19 protein-coding genes are annotated in these 15,475 nt (G+C 69.4%); 14 read left to right on the top strand and 5 right to left on the bottom strand.

Annotated features, from left to right (window positions below):
• Positions 1 to 64 precede the first annotated feature (64 nt).
• From SSP24_RS24320 to SSP24_RS24335, 4 genes are read left to right on the top strand one after another with little or no spacing between them, the layout of a single operon-like run.
• A complete protein-coding gene (locus tag SSP24_RS24320) occupies positions 65 to 757 on the top strand; it encodes a polysaccharide deacetylase family protein (RefSeq protein WP_229866225.1) in 693 nt (230 codons plus the stop codon).
• Complete coding sequence (locus tag SSP24_RS24325) at positions 754 to 1,890, top strand: glycosyltransferase (RefSeq protein ID WP_141311817.1); 1,137 nt, start codon at positions 754 to 756, stop codon at positions 1,888 to 1,890. The genes SSP24_RS24320 and SSP24_RS24325 overlap by 4 nt, the downstream gene beginning before the upstream one ends.
• An 8-nt stretch (positions 1,891 to 1,898) precedes the next feature.
• A complete protein-coding gene (locus SSP24_RS24330; protein WP_141311818.1) occupies positions 1,899 to 2,576 on the top strand; it encodes a YveK family protein in 678 nt (225 codons plus the stop codon).
• A 20-nt stretch (positions 2,577 to 2,596) separates the two neighbouring features.
• The gene (locus SSP24_RS24335) at positions 2,597 to 3,694 is read left to right on the top strand and encodes a GNAT family N-acetyltransferase (protein WP_229866227.1); all 1,098 of its coding nucleotides are present in this window, start codon (positions 2,597 to 2,599) and stop codon (positions 3,692 to 3,694) included.
• A 23-nt stretch (positions 3,695 to 3,717) separates the two neighbouring features.
• On the opposite strand, the gene SSP24_RS24340 is transcribed toward SSP24_RS24335, so the two are convergent.
• Both SSP24_RS24340 and SSP24_RS24345 read right to left on the bottom strand, forming a co-directional pair.
• Positions 3,718 to 4,932, bottom strand: a complete 1,215-nt coding sequence (locus SSP24_RS24340; RefSeq protein WP_141311819.1) for a glycoside hydrolase family 26 protein — start codon at positions 4,930 to 4,932, stop codon at positions 3,718 to 3,720.
• A 182-nt stretch (positions 4,933 to 5,114) separates the two neighbouring features.
• Positions 5,115 to 5,909 carry an LPXTG cell wall anchor domain-containing protein gene (locus tag SSP24_RS24345; RefSeq protein ID WP_141311820.1) on the bottom strand — a complete coding sequence of 265 codons (795 nt, stop codon included), beginning with the start codon at positions 5,907 to 5,909 and terminating at the stop codon, positions 5,115 to 5,117.
• Between the two features lie 242 nt (positions 5,910 to 6,151).
• Here SSP24_RS24345 and SSP24_RS24350 point away from each other — a divergent pair, with 242 nt between their 5' ends.
• The 8 genes from SSP24_RS24350 to SSP24_RS44270 all read left to right on the top strand — a co-directional run bounded on the left by SSP24_RS24350 (position 6,152) and on the right by SSP24_RS44270 (position 12,049).
• Positions 6,152 to 6,649, top strand: a complete 498-nt coding sequence (locus tag SSP24_RS24350) for a DUF5949 family protein (protein ID WP_141311821.1) — start codon at positions 6,152 to 6,154, stop codon at positions 6,647 to 6,649.
• 187 nt (positions 6,650 to 6,836) lie between these two features.
• Entirely contained in the window at positions 6,837 to 7,328 is a 492-nt protein-coding gene (locus SSP24_RS24355) for a tyrosinase family oxidase copper chaperone (RefSeq protein ID WP_141311822.1), read from the top strand.
• The gene (locus tag SSP24_RS24360) at positions 7,312 to 8,178 is read left to right on the top strand and encodes a tyrosinase family protein (RefSeq protein ID WP_141311823.1); all 867 of its coding nucleotides are present in this window, start codon (positions 7,312 to 7,314) and stop codon (positions 8,176 to 8,178) included. Before SSP24_RS24355 ends, SSP24_RS24360 begins: the two co-directional genes overlap by 17 nt.
• Before the next feature lie 212 nt (positions 8,179 to 8,390).
• Positions 8,391 to 9,773, top strand: coding sequence for a condensation domain-containing protein (locus SSP24_RS24365; protein WP_141311824.1), 1,383 nt, complete (start codon positions 8,391 to 8,393; stop codon positions 9,771 to 9,773).
• Positions 9,774 to 9,965: 192 nt separating this feature from the next.
• A complete protein-coding gene (locus SSP24_RS24370; protein WP_141311825.1) occupies positions 9,966 to 10,208 on the top strand; it encodes a hypothetical protein in 243 nt (80 codons plus the stop codon).
• A gap of 163 nt (positions 10,209 to 10,371) precedes the next feature.
• Positions 10,372 to 10,731 (top strand): hypothetical protein, encoded by a 360-nt coding sequence (locus SSP24_RS24375; RefSeq protein ID WP_141311826.1) that lies wholly within the window; start codon positions 10,372 to 10,374, stop codon positions 10,729 to 10,731.
• 313 nt (positions 10,732 to 11,044) lie between these two features.
• Complete coding sequence (locus tag SSP24_RS24380) at positions 11,045 to 11,410, top strand: hypothetical protein (protein WP_141311827.1); 366 nt, start codon at positions 11,045 to 11,047, stop codon at positions 11,408 to 11,410.
• A gap of 81 nt (positions 11,411 to 11,491) precedes the next feature.
• Positions 11,492 to 12,049: a hypothetical protein gene (locus SSP24_RS44270; protein WP_229866229.1), complete on the top strand. Its 558-nt coding sequence runs from the start codon at positions 11,492 to 11,494 to the stop codon at positions 12,047 to 12,049.
• A gap of 131 nt (positions 12,050 to 12,180) precedes the next feature.
• Here SSP24_RS44270 and SSP24_RS24390 read toward each other — a convergent pair whose 3' ends face one another.
• The 3 genes from SSP24_RS24390 to SSP24_RS24400 all read right to left on the bottom strand — a co-directional run bounded on the left by SSP24_RS24390 (position 12,181) and on the right by SSP24_RS24400 (position 13,751).
• The gene (locus SSP24_RS24390; protein ID WP_141311828.1) at positions 12,181 to 12,477 is read right to left on the bottom strand and encodes a hypothetical protein; all 297 of its coding nucleotides are present in this window, start codon (positions 12,475 to 12,477) and stop codon (positions 12,181 to 12,183) included.
• A gap of 267 nt (positions 12,478 to 12,744) precedes the next feature.
• A complete protein-coding gene (locus SSP24_RS24395) occupies positions 12,745 to 13,041 on the bottom strand; it encodes a hypothetical protein (protein ID WP_141311829.1) in 297 nt (98 codons plus the stop codon).
• 215 nt (positions 13,042 to 13,256) lie between these two features.
• Entirely contained in the window at positions 13,257 to 13,751 is a 495-nt protein-coding gene (locus tag SSP24_RS24400; protein WP_141311830.1) for a hypothetical protein, read from the bottom strand.
• A gap of 475 nt (positions 13,752 to 14,226) precedes the next feature.
• Between SSP24_RS24400 and SSP24_RS24405 the strand changes: the two genes are divergently transcribed.
• Both SSP24_RS24405 and SSP24_RS24410 read left to right on the top strand, forming a co-directional pair.
• Positions 14,227 to 15,012 carry a hypothetical protein gene (locus SSP24_RS24405; protein WP_141311831.1) on the top strand — a complete coding sequence of 262 codons (786 nt, stop codon included), beginning with the start codon at positions 14,227 to 14,229 and terminating at the stop codon, positions 15,010 to 15,012.
• 74 nt (positions 15,013 to 15,086) lie between these two features.
• Complete coding sequence (locus tag SSP24_RS24410; protein WP_141311832.1) at positions 15,087 to 15,365, top strand: hypothetical protein; 279 nt, start codon at positions 15,087 to 15,089, stop codon at positions 15,363 to 15,365.
• Positions 15,366 to 15,475: the final 110 nt, after the last annotated feature.

The raw sequence follows: 15,475 nt of genomic DNA on the forward strand, positions 1-15,475 counted from the left end.
TGGGCAGGACTCGGGGCCGGTCGTACGGAGACGGCCCCGGCGGGGCCCGGCCGCCTGGGTGGCCATGTACCACTCCGTCGCCGACTGCACGGACGACCCGTTCAATGTCACCGTCTCCGCCGACCGCCTTCACCGCCAGCTCGCCTGGCTGCGTGGCCGTGGTCTGCGCGGGGTGAGCATGCGGGAACTGCTCGACGCCCGCGCCCGAGGAGAGGAACGGGGGCTGGTGGGCCTCACCTTCGACGACGGGTACGCCGACTTCCTCACCACCGCGCTGCCCGTGCTGCGCCGTTGGCAGTGCGGCGCCACCGTGTTCCCGGTGGTCGGGCGACTCGGCGGGGAGAACGGCTGGGAGCCGTCCGGCCCGTGCAAGCGGCTGCTCGACGCGAACGACATCCGCCTCATCACGGCCGCGGGCGTCGAGGTCGGCTCGCACGGCCTCACACACGCCGACCTCACCCGGGTCCCGGAGGACACGCTGCACGCCGAGGTCCACCACAGCCGCGCCCTGCTCGCCGAGATCACCGGTCAGGAGATCCAGGGCTTCTGCTACCCGTACGGCTCGGTCGACGCACGTGTCAGGGCCGCCGTGCACGCTGCGGGCTACCGCTACGCCTGCGCCACCGCCCCCGACCCCGAGGACGCCGGCGACCTGGCGCTGCCCCGCATCCACATCGGGCAGGCCGACACCGGGCTGCGGCTGGAAGTGAAACGGCGGCTGGCTCGTACCTGGGGACGCGCCGTGGAGGCCTCATGAGAGTGCTGCACATCATCACCGGCCTCGGCGTGGGGGGAGCCGAGCAGCAACTGCGCCTGTTGGTACGCCACCTGCCCGTGACCTGCGACGTGATCACACTGACCAACCCCGGTCCGGTCGCCGACGGACTGGCAGCCGACGGCGTCCGCGTCACCGACCTGGGCATGCGCGGCAACCGAGACCTCCGCGCGCTGTTCAGCCTTGTCCGGTGGATCCGCGCCGGCCGCTACGACGTGGTGCACACGCACCTGTACCGGGCGTGCGTGTACGGCCGGATCGCCGCGCGCCTCGCGGGTGTCCGGGCCGTGGTGGCCACCGAGCACTCGCTGTGCGCGACGCGGTTGGAGGGCAGGACCCTGAACGCGGGCATCCGGGCCCTGTACCTGGCCACCGAACGCCTTGGCCGTGCCACGGTCGCCGTCTCCCCGACGGGCGCCGGGCTGCTGCGCGACTGGGGCGTACCCGATAAGCGCATCCGCGTCGTCCCCAACGGCATCGACGCCTCCCGCTTCCGCTTCGACGAGGTGCGCCGCAAGGAGGCCCGCGCCTTCTACGGAGTGCCCGAGGACGCCTACGTGGTGGGCGGCATCGGCCGCCTCGTCTCCGCCAAGCGCTTCGACGTGGTCGTGCGCGCGGTGGCAGCGCTGCCCGGCGACGTACGGCTGGTGCTGGCCGGTTCCGGGCCCGAAGAGGAGACACTGCGGCGCATCGCGCGAGAACTGGGGATCGCGGACCGGGTGGTATTCACCGGCGAGCTTCCCTACCTGCCGGATCCCCGCATTGATGCGCCCGAGCTTCCGGCGCTGCTGTCCGCGCTGGACGTGGTCGCCGCGCCCGGCACTGATGAGACGTTCGGCCTGGCCGTGCTGGAAGCGCTCGCGGCCGGGCTCCCCGTGCTGTACACGAGCGCCCCCGCCCTCGCCGACCTGCCGCCGGACGCGGCTCCGGGCGCCCAGCGCCTGGCGAGCGGCGCCGAGACGTTTGCCCGGGAACTCTTGCGGCTGCGTACGGCAGGACCCGGCGAACGAGCCGTCCCGGACGCCGTGCGGCACTACAGCATCGAAAGCACCGCCCGGCAGTTGATGGACGTGTACACGGCAGCCCTGGCGGCTGGTGGATCAACCTGGAAGTGAGTCCCCTGATGACCGACAACCCCAGCCGGCTCATGCGACTGCCTCGCCGGATTCTCGCGCGCGTGGGGCGGCTGATTCCGCGATGGCTGATCCCGGCGGGCGTACTGCTCGGTGCCGCGGCCGGAGGCGTGTACGGGTTGGTGAAGCCACCGCAGTACACGGCCACCAGCTACGTCATCGCCGTACCGACCGGCGAAACGAGGTCCGACGCCACGGCGGCACTCGGATTCGCGCAGGCCTACGGCCGTGTCGCGACACAGCTCGCCGTGCTCGCGGACGCGCAGATGTGGGCGGGCGTGCCGGTGAAGGAGCTGCGCAGCAGCGTGCGCGCCGCCACCTCGCCCGACGCGCCGATGGTCGCGATCACGGCGGACTCCGAACGCCGCGACCAGGCTGCCGACATCGCCAACGCCGTGTCCCACGCATTGACCCTGCAGGCCGACCGTGCCAAGAACGAGACCGGCATCGAGCTCGTGCTCCTGTCCCGAGCCCTCAAGCCCACCGAGCCGTCGTCCGCGTCACCGGCGCTGACCTCGCTCGTGGGCGCGAGCGCCGGAGGCCTGCTGGGCGGCCTCGCGCTGCTGGCCCGGCCGCGGCGGGCGGCGCCCACGAGCGCGGACGGCCACACCGGGCGGGCCCAGCTGCCCGCCCCGGCCCCCGCCGCCGACACCGAGGGGGCGCTGTGACCACCGCAACCGTTCGTGCCGTGTCGGTGGAGGTATGCACCGACGAGCACGCGTTCGCGGAGCTGGCAGGGGAGTGGGAGCGGCTGCGCCGGGCCTGCGGCGCGGCGACGCCGTTCCAGAGCCACGCCTGGCTGAACTCGTGGTGGCGGTCGTACGGAACGCCGGGCGGGCTTCGGCTCGTCCTGGTGCGTGGCGACGGTGAACTGCTGGCTGCCGCACCGCTGATGCGGGTACGCCGCCCGTTTCCCGCTCTGGTGCCGATCGGCGGCGCCATCACGGACTTCTGCGATGTGCTCCTCGACGAGACGGCGGCTGCTCAGGGCGCCCCGGCGCTGGCGGAGGCCCTGGCCGACCTGGCCCGCACCGCTCTGATCGACTTCCGTGAGGTGCGGCCGGGCGGCGTGGTGGAGCGGATCTACGACTGCTGGCCCGGTCCGCGTCACCTTGTGCCCGACTCGCTGTGCCTGGAATTGCCCGCCGTCCCCATGGATCAGCTGATCGGGCGGCTGCCGTCGACGCGCGCTCGGCGGATCCGTAACAAGATCAGCAAGCTCGGACGGCTCGGCGTCGAGTGGCGTGTCGTGGGTCACGACGAGACCGAGGGTGCACTGCGCCGACTCCTCCTGCTGCACCGACTGCAGTGGCAGGGCAGGAAGGTGGCGCCGGAGCATCTGCGGCCGCGGTTCCTGGAGCACCTGGTGCGCTCGGTGCCCGCGATGGTCCGGTCCGGCGATGCGGTCGTGAGGGAGTTCGTGCTCGACGGTGCCGTGGTGGCGGTAGCTCTGACGGTGCTGTCGAGGAGGTGGGAGGGCCTGTATCTGTACGGCGTCGACCCTCAACTGCTTGAGCGCAAGGCGGACGTGTCGACGATGCTGCTGCGTGCCTTGACCGAGGATCCCGTGGCCGGTGGCGAGCGCCAGGTCCTGAGCCTGCTGCGCGGCGACGAGCCCTACAAGCACCGCTGGCACCCGGAGACGGTCGTCAACCAGCGTCTGCTGCTGGCCCGTCGGCGCACCGCGCCACTACTCGCGGCCGCCGTCGGCGAGGCCGCAGCGCGAGCCCGGGCCAAGAAGATCCTGCGCCGGAACGCCACCACGGGCTCCCCGAAGTCCGGGTAGGCGCTCGCGCCACCACAGTTGGGTCATTCTCCCGGCGTAGGGCTGGGGTGGTGAGGCGTCGGATTCGGAGTCGGATGCGGCGGCTCGGCGGAAGCCGTGGGCGGCCGCGAGGAGGGCACCGACGGCTCCGGTTCCGGGTCCGGCGCGTACTGACCGGACACCACCGCGCGGTAGACGGCGGACGCCCGGGAATTGGCGGAGCACTCCCAGACGCCGTGCGGGCAATAGTCGGTGACCGTGTGGTACAGCGGCTTGTGCTCGTCCAGCCACGCGAGCATGCGCAGCATGTACGTCGCGTTGTCACCGTTGCGGAACAGACCCCACTCGGGGTACGCGATCGGCTTGCCGTGCGCCTTCGCGAAGTCGACGTGGAACTGCAGGCCGTAGGGCTCGGACACCTGCTCGTCGAATGTGATCCCGTTATGCTGGTCGTACGAGTCCATGCCGATGATGTCGACGACGTCGTCACCCGGATAGCACTTCGGCCACGGAATGTCATCCACGCCCCGGTTCGGTGCGAACTCGAACATGAACCGCTGTCCGGGCACCGAGCGCATGGCGGTGACGATGCGCCGCCAGTACGTCTTCCAGTGCTTCGGGTTGGGGCCGCAGCGGTGGGTGTACGTGATGCCGTTCATCTCCCAGCCGAGCACCAGGATCGTGTCCGGCACCCCCAGAGCGACGAGGTTCTGGGCCAGCGTCCGGAAGTGCCGGTCGAACGCGCCCGCCGCGGCCTGCCGCAGCAGGTCCCTGACCTTGCTGTCGGGAAGATCCGCCTCGTTCTGCTCCATCAGCGGGACGTTGAGCACGAAGACCCGGTCGTCCTTGGCCCGCCGCCACTCGGCCCAGACGTCGAGGAAGTCCCGCCTGCCCTCGATGTTGCTCCACAGGTCTCCGGGCAGATACGTGTGCCCCACGCGCACGTTGGCGCCGCCCAGCCATGTGCTGAACTTCTTGATCCGCTTCACGCCGCGGATGTCGTAGCCGACGTACGCGCCGAGGGCGGGGGAGTCCGAACCCGAGGTCCCGTTGGCAGAGCACACGGAAGGGGTGGGATGGCCGGATCCCGCAACCGGCATGCAGTGCCGCGCATCAGGCTTGCTTGCGGTGTCGGCCTCAAGGCCCGGATCCGGAACGCCAATCGCCGACGCGAGCACTGCGACGAGCACCGCCACGAGTACCGCCGCGGCGAGGAGCGCCAGTCGCTTGTGGGTGGACCGGCGAGGCTCGGACGTCATTCGTACTCCTTCGGTGCGACTGCCCCCTTATGCCAAAGCACAGCCATATATACGCTGAATGCACCAAATGAGTCGGGCGGCTCGGCGCTGATCGCCCGCAAAGAGGAACGGACGGACGAGAAGTCTCGCCGGACGGAACGGAGCGGCGGGTGCCGGACGCGAGACGTCCGGCACCCGGTGTGCTACCGACGGGACTTGGCCCGGCCTCGCCGGAACAGGGCGGTTCCGGTGGCCAGCAGCGTTGCGCCGGCGGCCGTCGCGGCGAGGACGCCCTCAGCGCCGGTCTCGGGCATCTGGGGACGCGGATCCGTGGGCGGTGCCTTCGGCGCGGGAGGCGTCGGCTTCGGCGACGGGGTGGTCTTGTCCGGAGGCTCAGGCGTGGTCGGCTTGCTGGGAGTGGGCGTCGGCTTGGGCGACTCGTCGTTGCCGTAGCCGTATCCGTTGCAATCGCAGGAGGACTCGTCGCTCGGTTCCGCGGACCCGTATCCAGAGGTGCCGTATCCCGATGTGCCGTATCCGGATGTGCCGTATCCGGACGTGGTGTCTTCGGGCGTGCCGTAATCCGTCGAGCTGTCTGTGGGCGTGCCGTATTCCGACGAGCTGTCTTCGGATGTGCTGTCTTCGGACGCGCCGTATCCGGACGTGCCGTAATCCGATGTGCCGTCTGTGGACGACGTGCCGTATCCGAGCGCCGCCTCCGGTTCATCCGGCTCATCAATGTCCAGGTCATCCAGGTCGACCGTCTGAACCGTGTTGCCCGACAGCACAGCGGATGAGTCCGCCGCGGCCCCATGCATGCGGGAGTCCGCGTACGCCCATGTGCCGTACAGAGACAGGGCGCTTGTCGCGGCGGCGGCCACGATCAATCCCTTGCTCAGGGTCTGTCGCACTCTCGTTGTCCTTTTCTCAGGCGGAAATGGGAAGCCGGCGTCGGTCGTTGACGCGATCTTGTCGATCGCCGGGTTCCGCAGGGTCATCGCAGGGAGCGTGCTGTCGCACGTTCGCACTCGCCACGACCTGCGGACTGTGAACGAGATATGGAGGCCCCAAGAAACCAGGACGCCCCAATCGCCGGGGAATTCACCCGATCGCCCGCCCCGAGCCGTGTTCGAGCGACGTCGGCACGGCGTCCCCCGAACGTGTGGGACGCCGACCGCTTTCACCCCGGTCGGGTGAGCGGGCACCGGCCCGCCCGGCCGAGCGCCGATAGGGTCGCGCGGTGACCTCAACCCCCCTCGAAACGCGCCCTTCCCGCTCGGCGGAGCTGGGCACACTCGTCCTTCTCGCCTGGACCGGCGAGACCCCCGACGGTGACGTGCCCCACCTCCTCGCCTACTGCCTCGGCGACGCGGCGGACGGCCCCGAGGCCTCCTCCGCTGCCGTCCGCGAGCTGCTGGAGGACAACGGCCTGGCGGTCGGCGGCGACATCGTCGACGGCAACGACGAGCCCGGCCTGACGGTTGGGCTGCTGGTGGAAGCGGGCGATGCGGTCGTCTCCCTGCCCTCCCTCGTCGCCCGGTGCGCCGCCCCGCCGAACTGGCTGGCCGCTGTCGCCGAACGCGGATACGCCCACCTCGTGTTCACCTCCCGCCCGTGGCCGGAGGCCGTGCCCGGCAAGCCCGTCCTGGCCGAGGCGCTGGCCGCCTTCATCGGCGCCGAGGAGACCCTGAAGGCCGCGGCCCATGTCATCCTTCCCGCCCGCAGCCCGCACGCCTGAATTGCGCCACAGCGTCGTGATCCGCGTCAGCACGAGCCAGTTCGGGAGCAGCTCGGTGCCGCGCAGGACGCCGTGACCCCCATCACTCCATCGCCGCTCCAGTCACCGGTCCGGCCGCACGTCGGTGACCGGAAGGGCGGTCCGGTGGTTACCGCTTCGGACAACCGAACCCGACGAGGAGTGAACGATGGTCGTAGGCGTCGGCGAATCGCCGGCGGGCGGGCAGCGCGGCACGCCGTTCGAGGGGGCGCGGTCCCTGGGCAGAACGCGGCGGGAGGCGACGCGGAGGCTGGTCATCTCGGCCGTCGCCGTGGCGCTCGCCCCGGCGGTCGCGGCCTGCCGGCACCCGCGTGTCCCGGACGACGGCCGGCAGGTCACCTCCTTCGAGGAGACCTACCGCGGCCGCCACATCCGGGGCGTCGAGGTCCACCCGGCACGGCAAGCCGTGGGCAGCCGCTGGGAGGTCACGATCGACGGCCGCCCACTGCACCTGATGCGCCGCGCCGACGGCAGCTGGCTGAGCATGGTCGACCACTACTGCTCGTACCCGACCCCGCTCGCCGCGGCCCGCGGGGCGGTCGACGAACTGGGCCCCGGAGAGCAGTTGCACGACCTGGCACCGGGACCGATGGGCGGGGGATCGATGCACACGGGGGACGGACATGACGTACACGCGTAAGGACGTCAGCAAGCTGACCGGCACCGAGCGCCGAAGGTTCGTCGGCGCCCTGCTGGAACTCAAACGGCGTGGTGAGTACGACGAGTTCGTACGGATGCACGTCACCTACTACACCCCCGACGGCGAGCGCGGACTGCGCTCCGCCCACATGACGCCCTCCTTTCTGCCCTGGCACCGCAAGTTGCTGCTGGACCTGGAGCGGGCGCTGCGCCGGGTGGACCCGTCGGTGACGGTGCCGTACTGGGACTGGACCCGCGACCGCACGGCCACCTCCGTGCCGTGGACCGACGACCTGCTCGGCGGCAACGGGCGGCCCTCGGACCGGCAGGTGATGACGGGCCCGTTCGCCTACCGAGAGGGGCGCTGGCCCCTCAAGGTGGGCGTGACCGACAGGAGGTACCTCACCCGCGACCTCGGCCGCGCCCGTGACCCGATCGCGCTGCCGACCAGGAACGATCTGGAGTGGGCGCTCAAGGACGGCGTGTACGACACGTATCCGTACGACTCGACGGTCACCAAGGGGTTCCGCAACAAACTGGAGGGGTGGGGGACGGGCCGGGGCAGCGCATCCTGGCGCAACCACAACCGGGTGCACCGCTGGATCGGCGGGACGATGCTCGGTGGCGCATCCCCCAACGACCCCGTCTTCTGGCTGCACCACGCGTTCGTCGACCTGCAGTGGATCCGCTGGCAGCAGCGGCACCGCGCCCACCGATACCTCCCGGACAAGCCGCCCGGCGTGGGCAACGCCCAGCGCGGCCGGATCGTGGCCCGGCACGAGAAGTTGCCGCCGTGGGACGTGACGCCGGACGAACTGGACGACATGAGCGCGATCTACCGGTACGTGTGAGGCCAGTTCAGGGGCGACGTACGTGAGAAGAGCCCCGGCACGCGAAGTGCCGGGGCTCTTCCCACGCACGCCCCCCCGTCAACGCCGAGTGATCGCTTGGTTGTTCGGGTCATCGCACGTTCCGTTGAAAAATCAGCGACACGGCGGCCACTGCTGGCTGCGCATGCCATTCCCTTGATCGTCTTTGTGTCTTCTGCGAACGGAGACGCCCTGTGCGAGTTTCTGACATTCAGCGCTGCGAGGTCCGGCCTGGACAGCTCGTCGAGTGGACGTTCAGCCCGGCGACCGTCGCGGCGGCGGCAGTGCTGCCGCCGGATCCGCGGCCGCCGGCGTACATCCAGGAGTCGCACATCCGAACGGCGCGGTCGGTGCGCGAGGACGGTCTGTTCGTGCCGACCTGGCTGGGCGCGGCGTTCGACCTGCCGGGCCGGGCCGATCTCGACGCGCTGGAGGAGGCGCTGCGCGGCTGGACGCTGCGGCACGAGACGCTGCGCAGCGGCTTCCGTTGGGCCGACGACGAGATGCAACGGTTCACGCTCGACGGGGACGACGTATCGCTGAGTCGCAAGGTGGTCGGCGACTTCACCGACGAGGGCGCGCTGGTACGGCACTTGCAGGACCGTTTCGACGTGGCGGCGGACGCGCTCGGCTGGCCGAACCACATCTTCGCGGCGGTCGTCCGCGACGATTCCACCAGCGTGTACATGGCCTTCGACCACACCAACGTCGACGCCTACTCCCTCCAGCGCATCCCGCAGGAGATCCACGAGCTCTACGCGGCGCGTCTCGCGGGCCGTGCCGTGGCCGGGGCTCCGGCCGGCAGCTACGTCGACTTCTGCGAGCTGGAACGGGCGAGCGCGGACGGGATCGACGACTCGCACGCGATCGTCGCCCGCTGGCGCGAGTTCATCGGCCGGTGCGACGGACGGCTGCCCAGCTTTCCCGTCGACCTCGGCCTGGAGCCCGGGGGCGGGCTGCCCGCGCAGCAGCTCATGCGTGAACCGCTCGTGGACGCGGACGCCGCAGCCGCGTTCGAGGCGTACTGCCGTCCCTTCGGCGGCAGCCTGGTGGGCTTCCTGGCTGCAACCAGCCTGATCGTCCATGAACTTGGCGGGGAGCCGGTCTACCGCACGGTCGTGCCGTTCCACACCCGGCTGAAGTCCGTGTGGTCGGACTCCGTGGGCTGGTACGTCGGCGGCGCGCCGATCGAGGTGGCCGCGGCACGGGACTTCGACGAGGCACTCACGGCGGTACGCGCCGAACTGCACGCCAACCGGTCACTGGCGCGTATGCCGTTGGCCCGGGTACTGCGCCTGCTCGGCACGGACTTCCGCCCGACCTCCCCCGACCTGTACTCGATCGTCTCGTACGTCGACGCCCGCGTCGTCCCCGGCTCCGCCCGCTGGGCAGAGCGGAAGGCGTACGGACTGATCCGGGTCTCGTACGGCGATCAGGTGTGCGCCTGGGTCAACCGGCTGCACGAGGGCCTGTGGTTCGCCTGCCGCTACCCGGACACCGACGCGGCATACAAGAACATGCGGCGGTACGTCGAGGGGCTGCGGGATCTGGTCGTCTCCGTGGCCGCGCGCCACTGAGCACAACTCACCCTTACTGCGTGGGTGTTGGTGTCTCGACCGGACCTCGAAAGATCCCTGAATGTGCCCCATGTCCCCATCTGGACACGGCTGTCCAAGTGTGGAACACGCTGGATGATTACTGCTAGTGTTCATTCAGTCACGGTAGGCAATCAGCCTCGATGTAACAGGCAATGAAGAACCGAGGGTTCCATGCGTAAGCTTCAGCAGGTCGTGATCGCAGCAGTGGCCGCCGGCGGTCTGTCGGCCGTCGGTGCCGGCGCCGGTACCGTCTTCGCTCACGAAGGCGGGCTGGAGGCGAACGACCTCTACCGCCCCTACCAGGAGTGCAGCCCGCAGACGGTGGCCGAGACCGACCTTCCGATCGGCGTGCTCGGTCTCGCCCAGACCTTCGACACCACCTGCGGTCAGTTCAACAACGCCTTCACTCGCTGAGGGCGGCGGCGCAAGCGTGCGCGACGCGGGCCACTTTGGGGTCAGCCCCCGAGGGGCCCGCGTCGTACACGGCCGGAGTCTGTCTCTCGGACGTCATCAGGGCCCGGCGTGGCCCGTTCGCGGCGCACGGCGCCCGGGCACCCTCACAAAGGAAACGCACCACATGTTCAGTACGAAGAAGATCGCGGCCGTCTCGGGGCTTCTGGGTGGCCTCGCCGTGACCTGCACCGGCATCACCCAGGCCTACGCCGCAGCAGGCCCGGGTGCCTGCACCAGCGATGCCGAGGGCAACATCACCTGCATTCAATGGGTTACCGGCACCCCGGCCGAGGGCGACAGGTTCGCCAGGCAGTCACAGGGCTGCGTGCCGATGCAGCCCTGGACGTTGCCCTCTCCCCTCAGCTTGCTGAGCAGGGGGACCACGAAGATCGGGCCCGAGGTGACGTGCCTCAACTCGACGCCGAAGACCGGCGACAGCGCCGAGAGTGCCGACGGCCCGGTGCTGCCTCGTCTGCTGGGCTGAGCCTCGGCGGAACCTTCAGACACCTTCATCACGCTTCAACCAGCGGATGGCCGGACCGGGATGACCCGGGGTCGGCCATCCGCTGTTTTCGCGTCCACGCGAGCGCACCTGCAAATGGGTGACCGCCTCTGGCTGCCCGTGACTCGGCCCCGGGGCAAGCTCGTTGCCTTCACGGGACGAGGCGGATGGAAGGGCGCCTCGCCATGAGCCGACACGACGGAAGGCAGAGATCCCAAAATGCTACGTAGCGTGTGTATATGCTCACACTAAGTAGTCAACCCATGGCTTCATGCCAGGTCAGAAAGGGTCAACCATGCGCAAGTTTCAGCGCGCTGCCGTCGTAGCCGCAGCGGTCGCGGGGCTGTCCACCCTTGGCGTCGGCGTCAGCTTCGCCAACGGCGGGGACGCTCCGCAGATCACCGCGGTGGCCAACTCGCAGGCCAACGCGGTGGCCACGTGGGGCGGCGCCCCGCACGATCAGTCGAAGGCCGCTCCGTACTCGGCTCCGTACGCTGCCCCGCAGGCGGCTCCTTACGCCGCCGCTCCCCAGGCGGCTCCGCAGGCCGCTCCGTACGCTGCCCCGCAGGAGTCCACCTACGCCGCGCCTCAGGCGGCTCCGTACGCCGCCGCGCCCGACGCCAACTACGGTCAGTACTCCGCTCCGGACGGCTACCGGTAAAAAAGCGCCGGGGCTCGACGCGCACGTTTCAGCGTTGCCCGGCGGCTTCCTCGAGGCCAACGCTCTGGGATGTTCAGCGGTGTGCTGAGTGACACCCTCAACGGCAAACGCGGCCCGGGCGCGCAGCAGACCCATCAGGGTGCGCGCCCGGGCCGCAAAAGTTCCTGCCGCCGAACGCAAGTTGAGGATGCGTCAGGCGCCGGGTCCCGTATTTCGACCTTCTCCAAGGCTCGGGCGCACGCCGGTCAACGGCACAGGCGCCCGGGCCTCGATTGCAAAGGAAAGCAGCACATGATCGGTCGACGGAAGATCGCAACCGTCTCGGGGCTCCTTGGAGCCCTCGCTGTGATCTACGGCGGTGCCACCCAGGCGTACGCTGACGAACCCTCGGGCGAGTGCACGCTCAACGGCCAGGGTGACATCATCTGCGTCAAGAAGAGCGAAGTCGTCCACAAGGACAAGGACGGCAAGCACGTCATCAAGCAGAAGCAGAACTGCGAGACGATCGAGCGGCCGCGCTTCGTGTTTTCCGACGGTCACCTGCTGAACGGTGGGGCCACGAAGGTCGGACCGGAAGTGGAGTGCTCCAACAAGGCGGAGCTGCCCAAGGGATACAAGCTGCCTGAATTCAAGTTCTGAAGTGCGACCGGTGAATGCCGGATCGGGATCCCTCCCGATCCGGCATTTGGCTTTCCTGACCTCCTGTCGACACAAAAACCCCGGTGCCCCGGCCAGTGGCCGGGGCACCGGGGAAGGGGTCTTGGCCTACCTCACTTGCCGACGCTGTTGTTGCAGCCCATGGTCGAGCCCAGGCTGGTCTCCTGTGCGCCCGGGTTGCCCTCGCCGTTGAGCAGGTTTCCGCCCAGACCGTTGCCGATGCCGACCTGGCCGAGGATGTCGACGTTGCTGTCGTGCGACCTGCAGGTGGTGCTCTGCAGGACGTTGAAGCTCGTGCCCTTGTGGCCCCAGCCGCCCGGTCCCTGGTCCGCGGTGGCTGTGCCGGCGCTCAGGAGGCCGACGCTCCCGAGGGCGGCGACCACGACGGCGGCCTTGCGGAGCTTGTGCATGTCATCTCCGGTGGAGTGAAGTGGGTTGCGATCTGTGACAGATCGACTTCGTACAGTTACGGAGGGTAATAAGAAATATCCCAAAGCAACTGACGGCACGCCGAATTCGGGGCAGTCTCACCATCTTGGCCGATGGGCGGTAAATGGCTCGCCTTGCGAGTGAATCTCTCAAGTGAATTGGGCAAAAAAGGGGTCCCGGCGCCGAGTCTGATGCTCGGTGCCGGGACCTGTTTCCCGCTCTCGGCCGGCGCTGCGACCGTTGCGCGCCTAGAAGGCGCTGTTGTTGCAGCCCATGGTCGAGCCGATGTGCGTGTCCTGCGCGCCAGGTGCGCCTTCGCCGTTGAGCAGGCCGGCCAGCGCGGCGCCGAGCAGGTTGACCTGGCCGAGGACGTCGACGTTCAGGTCGTGCGACTTGCAGTTGGAGCTCTGCAGGACGCTGAACTTGTCCCCGTCCTTCTTGCCGCCGTGGCCGTCGTGCCCGTTGGCGCTGGCGGTGCCCGCGCTCAGGAGTCCGACGCTGCCCAGGGCCACGACTACGACGGCAGCCTTGCGAAGCTTGTGCATGTCATCTCCGGTGGAGTGAAGAGGGGTGCGATCTGTGGAAGATCGACTGCTTACAGTCACAGGAGATTATTCGGAAATACCTCAAAACGGACAGCGACGCGCCGATTTCGTGATCTCGCAGCGGAAGCACCCGGACGTCGCATCGCAGACCAGCGGGCCCTCCGGGGATCCTCGAAGGGCCCGCGTGGACGCCAACCTCCTGCCGCCCGACGGCTCTAGCTGGTGTGGAGTGCGTTGGCGAGGGCGTTCGACTGGCTGTTGGCCTGGGTGCAGGCGACGCCGTTGGCCTCGGAGGCGGCGAGTACGGCGACCGGCAGATTCGCGTTGAGCAGGGACTGCGGGCTGCACTCCTGGTTGGGACGGAAGAGGTTGTTCTGGCTCGCCGGGGCGGCCTGCGCCGAGCCACTCTGCGGCGAACTCTGCGGGCTGAGCTGAGGGTTGAGCTGAGGGCTGAGCTGCGGATTGATCTGCGGGCTGACTTCAGCGGGCTGCTGCGGGGCCATGTGCTGGTACGGGGCCGGCGCGCCGTGGGTCTGCGCGGCGGCCTGAGAGGCGGTCCACGATCCGGCCTGGGCGTCCGGCTGTCCAATGGGGGGCGGAGCAGCACCGTTGTACGCGACGGGAGCGTCGGCGAAGCTGGAGCCGGTGTTGAAGGCGGACAGACCGCCGGCTGCTGCGACGACGAGCGCGACCTGTTGAAGTTTGCGCATGGAACCCTCGGCCCTTCATTGACCTGTGCATGGAACGTATGGGAATGCTGATGAGCCGGCGCAGCCTTTGTCGTTGTTGCTGCCCCGGCGGCTGCGGTGGGCCATCGCTCTGGCCGAGTGGGGAACGAGACAAGGGCTGGTCCAGGCACGGGTGTCAGGGCGTGGTCACTCATTTGCCCCAATGTCGTACGGCGTGTCCTTACCGACCCGTGGCGAGGCAGGCTGGCGCAAATGGGTGAGCGGATTTCGGATCCCGTGACCGGGTCAGGAGAAATGTCGTTGCCAGCGGGGAGAGGACAGCGACCGTGCATCTGAGAGGGGTCAGGAGATTCGCTGTCGACTCCGGCATGAAGTCCACGCGACAACCCGGGATGACGCCTGTCAGGGCGCAGTACGAACATCCGACTGGGTGGACGCAGGACTGCACTGAATACAACGAAATTCCCTGTACAGGTATTGAAGGGCCGAGGGTTCCATGCGAAAGCTCCACAAGGCCGCGCTCGTCGCAGCAGCGGCCGGCGGTCTGTCCGCCATCGGCGCCGGCGTCAGCCATGCCGACTCTCCCGTCGGGTACAGCGGTGCTGCTCCGGCTCCTGCACCCCAGTACCCGGCTCCCCAGTACTCGGCACCCCAGTACTCCGCACCGCAGTACTCGGCTCCGCAGTATTCGGCACCCCAGTACTCCGCACCGCAGTACTCGGCTCCCCAGTACTCGGCTCCGCAGTATTCGGCTCCCCAGTACGCAGCCCCCGCGCCTGCTCCCCAGTACTCGGCACCCCAGCACAGCGCTCCGCAGGCCAGGGCGGCAGCCGGTTCGGCGGGCACCGCACAGGTCGCCGCTCCGCAGCCGCATGCCCAACCGGTCCACTCGACGCTGCCGGCGCCGGCCCCGCACCAGGGCGGCGGTTACGCCTCCGCTTCGGCCTCGTCGGGGGGTTACGCGCAGGTCTCCAACTCGCCGTACGCCGCGCAGCAGGCCGCCCCCCAGCAGCCGGCGCCGCAGGTCATGCCGCAGGTGACCCCGCAGACGGCGCCGCAGGTCATGCCGCAGGTCGCTCCGCAGGTCGCCGTACCCCAGGCCTTCGCTCCGGCGCCCGGACCGCGTGTCACCCCGCAGGTGAACCCGGAGGTCAACCCGCAGGTGAATCCGCTCATCAACCCGCTGATCTCGCCGGCCGGGCCGCCGCAGGTACCCGGGCTCGGCCTCGGACAGGTCGCGGCGCCTCCTGTGGGCCAGTTGGGTCTGCCCCGGCTCGGCTGATGACCTTCCCGCACGTCTCCAACGACCCCACTCGATCCGCTGCACACCACATCCGCTCGACCAACGGAGAAGAAATGCGCAAGCTTCAGAAGGTCGCCCTCGTGGGCGCCGTCCTCGGCAGTGTCGGCTCCTTCGGCGTCGGCACCGCCGTCGCCCACGGTGAGGCGGGAGCTCACGACTTCGACGTCACCCAGGGCATCGAGTGCCGCTCGCACGACATGAACATCGACGTCCTCGGCAGCCTGGGCGCCCTCAACAGCGTGCTGGCCAACGCGTTCAACGGCGAAGGGTCGCCGGGCGCGCAGCCCACCCACCTCGGTTCGGACATGGGTTGTAACAGCCAGGCGTTCTGACCTGCCGCGCTACACGCCCTCCCACCGAGGAGTGTGTAGACCTGGCAGCGAACAGATGTCGCGTCCGGGGAACCGCAGCGCGTCGCGGGGGCTCTCGCCCTCGCTGACGC

The organism is Streptomyces spinoverrucosus, from assembly GCF_006539505.1.
GTDB lineage: Bacteria > Actinomycetota > Actinomycetes > Streptomycetales > Streptomycetaceae > Streptomyces > Streptomyces spinoverrucosus.